This is a genomic window from Allomuricauda sp. NFXS6 (genome assembly GCF_040148835.1).
Lineage (GTDB): Bacteria > Bacteroidota > Bacteroidia > Flavobacteriales > Flavobacteriaceae > Flagellimonas.
Genome location: NZ_JAGEMG010000004.1, coordinates 258,555 through 272,842 on the forward strand (window position 1 = coordinate 258,555; position 14,288 = coordinate 272,842).

Genomic DNA, 14,288 nt, shown 5'->3' on the forward strand with positions numbered 1-14,288 from the left:
CAAACATATGAAATTAACACTACTCAGATGGGGCACATCTATTTGTATGCTATTGTTTATGTATACAGGTATATCACAGGTTAAAAATGACTTTGATGTTCGTTACGAAAATGAGCTAAGGGGTGATCTAACCTTTATTGCAAACAACATAGTAAATAGGGATGAGGGCGGTAACGACCCTGAGGACCCATATAATTCAACAGGATGGCGTTCAGAATATAACGACAGGCTCAACATGCAATATATTGATATTGATGGCGACCCTTCTACCTTTAGCTCAAGTAGTGCAACCTTGGCAGTACCAGACTCGGACTGTTCTTTAATTCGTTATGCGGGATTATACTGGTCAGCTGTTTACAGAGACAATAATAGAAGTAGTGATTTCAATCAAGTAAAGTTCAGAGCACCCGGAGGTTCTTATGTAGACCTTACGGCGGATGAAATTTTGTTTGATGGAGATGGTGATTCTGATTTTGGAAGCTATGCGCCATATGCATGTTATAAAGATGTAACTTCAATAGTTGCGGGGCTTGCCAACCCAGATGGGGAATATTTCGTGGCAAATGTTAGGGCCAGTTCTGGAGACAATGTCCAAGGTGGTGTTTCTGGTGGTTGGTCTTTAGTAGTAGTATATGAGAACCCAACCCTGCCAGGTAAATACATTACAACTTTTGATGGATATGCCGGGATAAAATCCGGGGAAACTGTGGATATTCCATTTAGTGGATTCACCACCTTGCCAGCCCCTTTCCCAGTAAATGCAAAACTTGGTGTTGCTGCTCTTGAGGGGGATAATAGAATCGGTGGAGATCAATTGGCCATTAGAGCGGACAGCAACGCATCATTTACCACTTTATCGAACACGGCCAACCCTTCAAACAACTTTTTTAACAGTAATATCACGGATGAAGGGGTTATTCAAACTAATCGTAACCCGAACAGTGTTAACACATTAGGTTGGGACGTTGACCTTTTCACCATCCCAAACCCAAGTCAATCCGTAATCCCAAATAGTGAAACTGGTGCCACCTTAAGAGCTTCATCATCCCAGGATAAGTACGATATTTTCTTCACCTCGTTGGATGTTGAGATCATTGAGCCTTTAATGAACCTAGCGAAGACCGTAGAAGATATTGGGGGAAATGACATCACCGGACAAGGTGTTAATTTGGGACAATATCTAGATTATGTTCTTACATTTCAAAATGTAGGAAACGACGATGCGATTAATTATACCATTCGAGATGTACTTCCCATCAATGTAACGCTAGACGAGTCCAGTATAACCATGCCAGCCGGTGTAACTTATACTTATGATCCTGCCACGCGAACAGTATTGTTCACTATTCCAGAAAACATTGTTGAAGAAGGAGATCCAGCAGGAACCATTCGTATGCGCGTGCAGGTTGCCGAAAACTGTTTCGACTTTGTAGATGCATGTACCGATATCATTCAAAATTTAGCTTACTCAACCTATGAAGGAGCAATAAATTCGGCCCAGATTACAGATGACCCATCAGTTTCTGAATTTAATGGTTGTGGATTTGGTACACCCGGAGCAACAAACTTTCTTTTAGATGACCTAAGTGCTTGTAGTTTTAGTAGAAACGTTCAACTATGTGGGGACAACGTGCTATTGGATGCCGGAGACAATTTTGATAACTACGTTTGGTACCGCGATGAGAACGGAAACAATACCATTGATGTTGGCACGGATACGGTAATTACCGATGCAGATTCCGACAACGACCCAAGTACCATAGTGGTTACTGAAATCGGCACCTACATTGTAGACAAACAAGTAGCCGACCCTTGTAAAGATTTTCAGGAAATTATTACGGTGGAGTTGTTCGGTTCGGTGCAATCCAATCCGATTACCGCATTGATAAACGATACCTCCAATACCATTGATGGTGATATTGAAATATGCCCTAACGATGGAAGCGAGCTTCCGGAAATATTCTTGTGCGGACTTAACGATACAGAGCTCATTCAAATAAACATCCCGGATGCCACAAGTATTGTTTGGGAACAATTGGATGAAACAAGTTGTGGCGCATCTGTTGATGGCTGTGCCAACACCAACGCTGGCTGTACATGGAACACAGTTGATACAGGAAACGACTTTTTAGCCGAAAATGACGGTCAATACCGTTTGGTGATCAACTATCAAAATGGATGTTTTAGTAGGTTTTACTTCGATATTTACAAAAACCCGCTTGACCCGCAATATACCTCTAGAGATATTATTTGCGACACGGACGGAAACATTACCGTAACCAATATGCCGTTGACCTACGAATTTCAACTTGTAGATCAATCCACTGGGAATGTTGTTGTTCCTTATGGCTCAAATCCAAGTTTCGACATCGCCAACAACGGTGCCTATATGGTTGAAATGAGACAGCAGGGCGTTGCCGATGGTTGTGTATTTGTGTTGGATAATATTGGCATTTTGGACAGGGATTTTCAAGTTGATGTAGTCCCTCAAGATACCGACTGTAACGGATTGGGCGAAATTGCCATTTCTGTGCTCAACGTAGAAGCACAATACTATTATGAAATCTCTTCTGGTGGTACTGTAGTTGATACTTTTGGACCGTCCAACGACAACAACTATACCTTTGAAAACCTTAGCGACGGCGTATACGATATTGCCGTTTCCACGGACGATGGTTGTGCTTACACCGAACAAGTTACCATTAACGACTTGACCGACCTTGAACTTAATGCAAGAATATCCCAGCATATCACCTGCAGGGAAGGTAACATTCAAATGGAATCTTCAGGAGGTCAAACCCCTCACGTCTATGCCATTTGGTCTTATGTTGATGAGAACGGCGTTACCCAACTATCTTATCCATCAGTAAACGATATCCCTGCTTCGGAATATCAAACCAGTCAAATTTTTGATATCTATGATCCAGGAGATTACACTTTTGTGGTTGTGGACAGAAATAACTGTTACGATATATCAAACACAGTTTCTATTGAATTTAGGCCGGCAGCAGAGTATAACGCGACTACTGTTACCGATGTGGTTTGTTATGGTGATGCTTCTGGGGCGATTACCTTTAATTTGGTCGACGACAATGGCTTCCAACTCACTTACTATTTGTTTGATGCAACAACTTTCGACGAGAACAACTACGATCTAACCACTGCCTTGGCTACCAACACATCAGGCTATTTTCCAGGTTTGACTGATGGTGATTATGCCGTAGTCATCAACCAACGAAAAGGCAGCGCAGACTGTGATTACTTTGAATATGCCAGTATCTCTGCACCATCCTTCGCTTTGGATGCTGATGCCGTATTGACACAAGATTACACTTGTTTGCAAGACGGTATTATAGAAGCTCAAAATGTAACGGGCGGAACAGCACCTTATGAATACAGTATCGATGGTGTGAACTTTGGTAGTGCATCGACGTTCAACAACCTTACTGACGGAACCTACACGGTTACCGTTAGAGATGATTTAGGATGTATATTCACAACCAATGCCATCACCATAGATCCTTTGGACCCTCCAACGGATATCGATTTTACAGCGACCAACCCGCTTTGTCCAACATTTGTTTCAGATGTGACCTTGTCCGTAACAGGAGGTGAGCCCAACTTGGTTTATGAGCTTATATCCCCTGCAGGAAGCGCTGTAAACAATGGAAACAACAACACCTTTGCCGGATTGGCACCTGGAACTTATATGTTCCGGGTTACTGATAATGATGGTTGTTTTTATGATGAAAGTTTCACTATTGCCCCGGTAACAGAAATTTCAGTATCTGGTCAATTGGTGGGCAATATTACTTGTATTGGTGATAACGACGGTGAAATCGAATACACCGTAAACAACTTCAATACAGATTATGATTATTCCGTAACAGGTCCTGCAAACTTTTCGGGAACTGCGGAAACCAACGGAACCATATCACTTACCGGATTGGCCGAAGGAACCTACTCCATAACAGTAACTGACAATTTTACCAACTGTACGGATACGGCCGATGTTACAATCGCCGCTCCTCCTGCAGCTATAACAGCACCAATAACCCTTACCCAACCAACTTGTTTGGCCGATGGTTCGGTTAACATTGCTGCCTCTGGTGGATGGGGAAGCTATACGTACGAAATTATTTCCGGTCCAGGGGGTTACACTCTGCCTGCTCCGCAGACAAGTGGTTTGTTCAGCGGACTGGACATTGGCGGAACCTATCAGTTCACCGTAACCGACGCCAATGGATGTGTATTCACGGATGATTTTGTAATTAACGAAGCCATTGCACCAGTGCTCGATATTGTCCCCAACAATATTTGTTATGATGATGCCACAGGCTTGACCCTGACAGCGAACATTACTTCTGGTGGAGACGGAAACTATGAATACAATTTGAATGGAGGGCCTTTCCAATCCAGCAATGTATTTACTGGTTTGGGTTCTGGAACGTACACCATTAATGTTAGAGACGGAAATGATTGTACCGATTCAGCATCCATAACTATCGACCCTGAATTAAGTTTGGTCGCTTCGGCCCCGAACATTACAGCTTGTGGAACAGACACCGATATAACTGTTTCAGCCGCCGGTGGAGATGGAAACTATGTATATGCCGTTGTCGCAGATGGAGCGACGCCAACTGCAGGAGATTTTTCACCAACCAATCCAATTACGGTAACAAGTGTCGGAGATTACGATGTTTATGTAAGGGATAATGCTGGTGGCACCGATTATTGTGAGGCCACCTACGACATTACTATTGTTCAAGATGATCCATTGGCAATTTCTGTCACCAATACCGATATCCTTTGTAGCGGTGAATCACAGGCACAAATTACCATAACACCAACAGGCGGTGAAGCGCCATATTCCTATAGTATCAACAACGGTGCTACTTATCAAACATCAAATACTTTTGCAAACCTTCCCGCAGGCAGCTACAATATTCGTGTAAGGGATGCGAATAATTGTGAAGTAACCGAAATTTACGCTATTAACGAGCCATTGACGCTTTCAGCTTCCGCAGCAGTTACCGCTTTGGCGGAATGCTATCCAGGAATGGGTGCTGAGGTGCGTATTACCAATGCCATTGGTGGAACAGCACCATACGAATATAGTTTTGATGGAGGTTCTACTTACGATACTACTTCAATTGGTTATTTGCTTCCGGGTACACACACGCTTTACATAAGGGATGCCAACTTATGTACGTATCCAATGAACGTGACGATAGACCCAGAACCAACACCTCCAAGCGCAACAGCTGCTATTGATTATGAGTGTGATGGTGAGGGAACTATTACCGTTACACCTAATAGTACAGATTTTGATTACACTTACGAGATTGACGGTAATCCAAATACGCCAAACACTTCAAACGTGTTCGGAGATGTACCTGTGGGAAGCCACACCATCACCGTAAACTACGTAAGCAATTCGGCGCCAAGCCCAAGTATTTTGCTTTCCGAAAATTTTGGAGTAGGACCAAATACAAGTATTTCAGAAATTGATCCTGCCTATTGTTACGAACCACAAGATGGTAGCGCAAGCCTATGCGGTTTTGGTACGGACACTCATATTCAAGATGGGGAGTATTCCGTAACACAAAATATTGTAAATCCCTATGGTTCTTGGCTAAGCCCTAATGATCATACTGGTTTGGCCAGCGGAAGATTCCTCGCCATCAATGTGGGAGGTGTTGCCGGCGTTGGCGGTATTGTTTACCAAAAAACAGGGGTAGAAGTGATTCCAAACCGAGATATTACAGTATCTCTTGAAGCTTTCAACTTGTTAAGAAGCGGAACTAGTGGAGGTGATCCATCCATTGAAATCCAGTTGGTGGATGCAGGAGGAAACATTATTGCAAGTACAACTACCGGTAGCGTTCCTAAAAATACAGGTACCAATGACTGGCATAGTTATTCTGTTGACCTTAACCCAGGGGCAAATACAAACCTGGATATCGTCATCAGAACAAATTCGGCCGTAATCAATGGTAATGATATTGCCATAGATGATATTGAAGCTTTTCAAATTCCAGAAGTTTGTGGTGGATTCATCACGCTGGACGTGAATGTTGAGGATGGCCATGCTTTTGATGGAGCCATTACCGCTTATACCGATATTACTTGTAACGGAGATACCGATGGAACCATCACTTTTGAGGCCGAAAACTTTGACCCAGCAATCGGATTTACCTTTCAAGTTGATGGTGGGGCTGTTTCCGCTGCTCAATTTGCAAGTCCGATTACCGTTAATGGTTTAGCAGCAGGTGCCCATACCATTGAAATTGTTGATTTAAGAGACCCTTCGTGTTCAGTGGTGCTCAACCAAACCTTGGCACAACCTGATGTGGTTGATGTTTCTGCTTCGGTTACCACACAGCTCACCTGTACCAACGGTGGTGCAACCGTAACGGCAACAGCAACGGGAGGAACGCCTGCCTACGAATATCAGTTGGAAAATACAGCAGGAACCGTTCTTGCGGCTTACCAATCATCCAATGTGTTCAATGGTTTAACCGATGGTGATTACGTGATACGAGCAAGAGATAGCAATGCTTGTGAGGATACCACTACAGTTATAACCGTTGACCCGCCAGCAACTATTGCCTTTGACTTGACTCCAACAGCATGTTATAGTGGCAACAATGATGGAAGTATCCAAGTGGACGTAACCGACGGAAACGGAAATTATCAGTTCCGTTTGAACGGTGGTGCATGGATTACGCCTTCTCCATCAACTGATACAACATATACATTTGAAAACTTGGTGGCAGGAACTTACACTATCGATGTTCGTGATGACTATGGTTGTACTGCTACGGATACCGCCACTATAAACCCAGCACTGACAGCTTCTGCATTCTTGGACAATGATTTAACCTGTTTGGCTGATGCAACCATTACCATAAATGCAAATGGAGGTTCGGGATCATACACCTACGAATGGTCCAACGATGGTGGAACTACCTATAATAACACTGGATTTACTGGTAACGTATTCAATACAAATACGGATGGCTCCTACATTTTCCGTGTAACCGATACATCCACACCAACCTGTAGCGTGGTAACCAGCAGCATTGTAATAACTCCTGCTGTACCGCCGGTAATCAGTAACGTTACACCGACCGACATTTTATGTCATGGGGAAAGTACAGGTGCCTTGGATGTGGTAATCGATACTTCCGTAGGAGTGCCTCCTTATACCATCAATGTTGTTGAAACTAGTGGTCCAACCAACTATGGAAGTCAAACCACAGGTTTACCTGCCGGCTCTTATGAAGTTACTATAACCGATGATAAAGGTTGCGTATCTGTGCCATTCCCTGTTGTAATCTCCGAACCCAACCCGATTACCTATACTACAACAGATGTTCCTATTACCTGTGATACCGGTACTGGTGTTACCAATCCTGGTTCCATTACGGTTTCTGGTGTTTCTGGCGGAACAGCTGAATACACATACATATTAACGGCCAATAATGGTATTGCTCCACAAACCTACACTACTACTTCCGGTGCAAGAGATCATACATTCACTGTATTGGAGTTTGGTATTTATCAGGTTGATGTAGTTGATGCCAATGGTTGTGCCTCGTTTACGACGGAAATCATCGCTTCCCCGCCAAATGACCTTGATATTGATGTAAGCACCGCCACTTCAGATTGCGTTTCTGGGGGTACAGCAATTGTTACGGTAGGTTCTGCCGTAGGAAGCGGAAACTATGAATTTGCGATTTTGGAAAACTATACCGCACCTTATTCAACTACCTATCAGACCCCTGATACTGTTGGAGGAGATACAGCTACCTTTACCGGCCTTACCCCTGGTATCACGTATACCTTTGTGGTTTATGACCTTACCACCAATTGCTACTATTTTGAAGAAGCGGCGGCACCCATCAATACGCCATCTAACATGACAGCGAATTTGGATGCCGTGAACAACGTGAGTTGTACTGGTTCTGCTGATGGAAACATTTCATTTACGTTCACAGGATTCGACGCAGTAGCAACCGCAGTGGACTACGAAATTTTCAACAGACAATCCAATGTTTCAACAGGACATAGTGGAACTGCAACGGTTAATACTCCTACTTCGGTGACTGTTGACAATTTTGCAACACTCCCTCCAGGAGAATATTACCTATTGCTTTCTGAAGTAGGTGGACCAAACAACGGGTGTTCCGTAAACGGTGGTGAATTTACTATCCGTGAATCTGCCAATGCTTTGGATTTGGATGTGGCAAGCCCACAAAATGATAACTGTAACCCAAATGCGGGTGTAATCACAGCAACAGGAAGGTTTGGTACAGCCCCATATACCTATCAATATTTGTTGGATTCCGCTCCTGCTCCTACCGCAGCTACGGCTGGTTGGACAAGCAGTACTTCTGCCAATGTGGAAGCTGGTGATTACATGGTTTATGTAATGGATGATTATGGGTGTATCTTCCAAAGACCTATTACGGTTGACGAAGACCCAACACCCGAAATAACCTTAACAGTTATCGATGAGTGTGTAGACGAAGGTGTGTTCGAGGTATTGGTTACTTTGGACAATCCTGCCGTAGCCATGTCCCCATTCCAAATCAGTGTGAATGGATCAGCATATCAAAACTTTGCTTTTGATGGCAGCAACCAATACACAGTTTCAGGCTTAAGTTCGGGCTCGGGCCAGACTATAGCTGTTAGAGATTTGAATGGTTGTGCCGATACGGATACTTTTGATATTTATCCTCCTTTAGAGTTCAACGTAATTCAGACTGTTGAGCTGGATTGCGAGCCTGGAGCAGCTGCAAATGCGGAGTTAGAAATCGAAGTGATAACAGGAGCTGGACCATATAATTACGAAATCATTGCTCCAGTAGCATCATTTAACGATTCGGGGGCACTTGTCCTGGATGCCGATAACAAATTTGTTTGGACGGGCGCAGCGGTCGCAGGAAGTTATGACGTAATCGTTTATGATATGGGAACTGCTCCTCCAGAATGTTACAAAACAATTTCGGTGGATGTGCCTGATGCTCCTCAACCTTCTTTTACTACAACCTATACAGATGTAATATGTAATGGTGCTGATGATGGAACTATTTCCGTACAAGCTGTGGATAATGGCATAGGCCCATATACCTTCGAAATTATTGGTGCATCCGATATCTCAATCAGTACACCAATTGCTCCCTCAACTACAACGTCTAATGCGGCTACATTTACAAATCTAGAAGGTTCCACTTTGGGCATTGACTACGATATTCAGATAACTGCGGCAAATGGTTGTACCGATATTGAAACGGTAACCATTATCGAACCCGAGCCAATTGACAACATTGTTCTTGATGTAGTCGAATTCGCCTGTACCGCAGGCAACAATACCAACAATGCAACCATTACCGTAGATACAGCATCCATAACGGGTGGAAGTGGAAACTATATCCGTTATGAGTTTATCAACGATGCTGGTTCCATAGTGGTTCAAAATGGAGGTAATCCCGTTTATACCGAAACAAATACTGCTGGTGGCAACTACACCATCAATGTATATGATGACAATGGCTGTTTGGGAACAACTACTGCAACTATTGCTCCTTTTGATGAAATAACCAATGCTACTGCTTCGATAACCAATCCTATCAGCTGTAGTCCAGGAAACGATGGAGAAATAACCATTTCCGTAACCTCAACAGCAGGAGACCCAACTCGTTTTGAGTACAGTATTGACAATGGAACTTCTTGGCAAGCATCCAACATATTCAGTGGATTGAGCGCAGGAACACACAATTTCTTGGTTCGACACCTGGATACGGGTTGTACCGTGACTACCTCGGAAACCATTGAAGACCCAAACACCTTTACCATAGATGTAAACGTGGTAAGTGATGTCATCTGTTATGGTACCGCCACTGGTGAAGTTACTTTTGAACTTTTGGATGCCACATATTCCGATGGATTCGATTGGACCATTTATGATACCAATGGAACCCCTAACGATAGACTTGACGATATTTCAGTTACCAATGGAAATTCCAGTACAACCGGTCCTACGGCTCCAATTTCGTTGCCAGCCGGAAGTTATATTGTTGAAATATCACAAGACGCATTCCCAGAATGTACAAACATAGAAGCCTTCAACATCGCAGGACCTTCAGCGGCCATTACAGGAAATACTGAAGTTACCCCCATAACCTGTAACCCAGGAAACGATGGTATCATTGAAGTTGTTGATGTGCAAGGTGGATGGGGTGGATACTCCTACTATGTGAGCACCACACCAAACCCTGATCCCAACGATCCATCCAACTATGTGTCCAGCCCAAGGTTCGAAAACCTTACGGCAGGTACTTATGAGGTTTGGATCATGGATCAAGAAGAATGTGCCACGCAGTTACCAGACGTTGACCTGACCATTCCTGATCCTATTCTTGCTGATTTGCAAATCAATCAAGCTAATTGTACCAACCTGCAAGGAGAAATTGAAGTTGTGGGCATCCCTGCAACCGACCCTGTAAGTGGTGGACAAGGAAGCAACTATACATATCAATTGATCAGAAATGGATCTAATGTAGGTTCTCCACAAACAAGTACCATATTCTCCGGTCTCGGAGCTGGAACCTATGAGGTTTATATTATAGACCAATGGGGCTGTGACACAACAGTTGGTCCAGTAGTGCTTACGGATGCTATGACAGCCAATGCTACTGTGGTTAAGCCTATTGATTGTACAATGGATCCAGGAGGGCAAATCACCATTAATGTTTCTGGGGGTTCGGCTAATCTTGAATACAGTACTATTTCTCCAATTTTGGCAACCGTGATTACCAACAATGATGGTATTTTCACTAACCTGACCGAACCAGGAACATATGTATTTACCATTACAGACTTGGACACCACGGAACCTTGTACTTATGTGGTTACACAAGAGTTGGATGATAAGGTGGATCCTGAATTATTGAATGCAACTGTTATCGATGTAAGTTGTTTTGGAGGAAGTGATGGTAGCATCTCCGCAAACCTTAATCCAGCAACCGCTACTAACCCCGAATATCAATATGAATTGATTGGAGTAAGTCTAGGTGCTCCGAGCAGACCGCTTCAAGATGAGCCATTGTTCGAAAATCTACCAGCAGGAGATTACCAAGTGCGTGTGGTTTCTGATAGGGAGTGTGAGGACATCAAAACTGAATCCGTTGATCAACCTAATCCGTTGGGTGCCACGGCCACGGCTACGGCCTTTGTGTGTTCTCCAAGCAACACTGTAAATGAATCGACCATTGCAGTAACCCCTAGTGGAGGAACTCCTTTTGCAGGTCCTGATCCTTATCTGTACAGTTTTGAAGGGAACAGCTTCACTTCCGATGCTACCTTCGATATCGTTGACAATGGAAGTGCACAAACCATCAACTATGTGGTTAGAGATGCCAATGGATGTGAATACCCAGATAGTATTACGGTGCAACCGTTGAATACCTTTACGCTGGATGTCAATCAAGATGTCGCGATTACCTGTAACAACCCTGAAACAGTAACATTGAATGTAACGGAAACCTTTGGAGGTGATACCTATACCTTCGAATTGTTGCCAGCAGGAAATCCTTTTGGAGCTATGACGGCTTCAACAGCGACTACGGCAACTTTTGATTTGACACAACCAGGCAGCTATACCTTCAGGGCAACCAATGATACAACAGGTTGTTACGTAGAAACAACACATACCATTGCGCCTTACGATACCATTGATGTGGTGGCCACTGCAACAGCGCCAGCAGTCTGCTTTGGTGATGCAGGAACCATAGAAATTGATGTAACCGGATATGTTGGTCCTTATGATTACGAAGTGTTCAACGCAAACGGAACAACCACTGGAGTAACAGGAAGCGGCAACACAAGTGCCAATCCATTCGAAATTCCAGATCCTTCATCCGCTTTGATCGGTGGAAACTACTATGTGGAAATTGTGGGAACCAGTGCACCGTTCTGTCCAGCTGTATCTGGCACAGTAACCATTGTTTCTCCTAGTTCAGCTTTGGATTATACCCCACAAGAAGTGGCTAATGTAACCTGTACCAATGATCAAGGTGAGATATTGATCAATCCAACAGGAGGTTATGCCCCTTACGATATTGTATTGACCAATACGACCACATCGGAAGTTTACACGATGAACAATGTATCTAGCTATGTGTTCACAGGACTATCTGCTGGTGATTATACCGTAAGGGTAACCGACAACGGTGGTTGTTTTGCTGATAGAGCATTGACATTAATAGAACCAGACCCAATTACTGCAGATATTGATGCTGCTCCAATTGACCTATTATGCTACGGAGCCGAAAGCGCTTCCGTTTGGGCAGATAATGTTGCTGGAGGAAGTGGTTCTTATGTCTACCAGTTAAACTACTACGACCCATCAGGTAACAACATCGTGTTCACCACAGGTGAGCAGAGCAACAATACCTTCAATGGACTTGGTGCGGGGATTTATAGCATCACGGTTTCCGATGGTTGGAACTGTGGTATGGAAACCCCAAGGATAACCATTACAGAACCAACAGAGGTAATGGCAAGTCTTGTTCAAGTAAGTGCCATGACGTGTAACAACGATGCAGAAATTATGTTGAGCGCAGCGGGTGGTACAGCACCATATTTCTATAGTACCGATGGGATCAACTTTACTGCAATGAGCGATGGAGATACTCATACCTTTAATGTAGGACCAGGAGCATACCAGTATTACGTGCGAGATGCCAATGGTTGTGATGCTTTGATATCCAACCAAGTTACCGTAGATGAAGTGCCAGAATTGATGTTGGAAATAGATGATTCAGCGGCCATAATAAACTGTATGGGCGAAGCATCTGCAACCATAATTGCACAAGCAACAGGTGGTCTTGGCAACTACAACTATGAATTGTTCAGCGATGCGGCCTTGACCAACCTAGTTGATGGTCCGCAAACCAATGGAACATTCAGTGGTCTATTGGCTGGTAATTACTATGTACGAGTAACCAGTGAAGACTGTGTTGAGGTCTCTCCTGTAGTTACCATAGTTGATCCAGAACCATTGGTAGTGGAAAGAGAAGAATTTACAGATATTACTTGTTCAGGAATGAACGACGGTACTATTACTGTTGAAGTGTCGGGTGGTACAGGTGAAATCCTTTACGCAATTTCACCCAATCTAGATCAGTTTGATACGACGAACACATTTACTGATCTAGAACCCGGCATCTATGATGTGATCGCTCAAGATGTGAATGGATGTTTCATCACCTTCCAATTTGAGATCAACCAACCAGAACCTGTTGTCGCCGAAGCCATCAACATTATGGACGAGGTATGTTTTGAAAGCGGTGATGGTTCGTTCGAAGTGCAAATCTCTGGAGGAACGGCACCTTACGAAACAAGCTTAAACTCCAGTGCAGATGCAAACTTTGTTCAAGGTCAGTTCTCGTTCCAAGACCTAACCGCAGGTACCCACGTCGTATTTGTGCGGGATGCCCAAGGTTGTGAAACCAACGTAATCGTGGAAATAGAGCCGGGAGTTAACCTTGCGGCAACGGTAACACCTGTTTACGAGTGTACCGGAAATATGCCCGATAACTATTTGGATATTGTTTTCGAAGACGAATCTATTATCGGTGATTTAATGTATGCTCTGGATTCAACCGATCCAGCAGACATGCAATTGACGGCCGATTATAGGAACATGGCGCCAGGTGACCACTACATCACCATTGCACACGCCAATGGATGTATGACTACTTATGACTTTACCATTGAAGCTTATGAACCTCTGGTTTTAACATTGGAGAACAATAATATCAACCAGATTACAGCTATAGCTGAAGGAGGCGTGGAAGATTATACCTTCTACTTCAATGACGTGGATAACGGAAGTGACAACACTTTCTACATCAATAGAACCGATACGTATACCGTTACCGTGGTAGATCAAAACGGATGTGAGGCCACAGCTGAAATATTTATGGAGTTCATAGATGTTGAGTTCCCTAATTTCTTTACACCAGATGGCGATGGTCTCAACGATATATGGATACCTGACAACATTGAAGGGTTCCCTGACGTACTAATTAAGGTTTATGATCGTTATGGTAGAGTAGTGGAAGAGATGGCCCGGAACGTGCAAGGATGGGACGGTAATTACGATGGAAAACCATTGCCTACCGGAGACTATTGGTACGTTGTTCAGCTTAAAGGTGAACAAGACGACAGAGAGTTTGTGGGACACTTTACATTATACCGAAATTAACGCTTAACCT

The 14,288-nt window shown here is 43.7% G+C and carries 1 protein-coding gene; it reads left to right on the forward strand.

What is annotated here, in order from left to right; all coding sequences use genetic code 11:
* Positions 1-7: 7 nt before the first annotated feature.
* The gene (locus J4E06_RS08370) at positions 8-14,278 is read left to right on the forward strand and encodes a T9SS type B sorting domain-containing protein (protein WP_349523575.1); all 14,271 of its coding nucleotides are present in this window, start codon (positions 8-10) and stop codon (positions 14,276-14,278) included.
* Positions 14,279-14,288: the final 10 nt, after the last annotated feature.

Excerpts from the sequence above, each read along its gene's own strand:
- J4E06_RS08370 (WP_349523575.1), top strand. The coding sequence starts at position 8 with ATGAAATTAACACTACTCAGATGGGGCACATCTATTTGTATGCTATTG.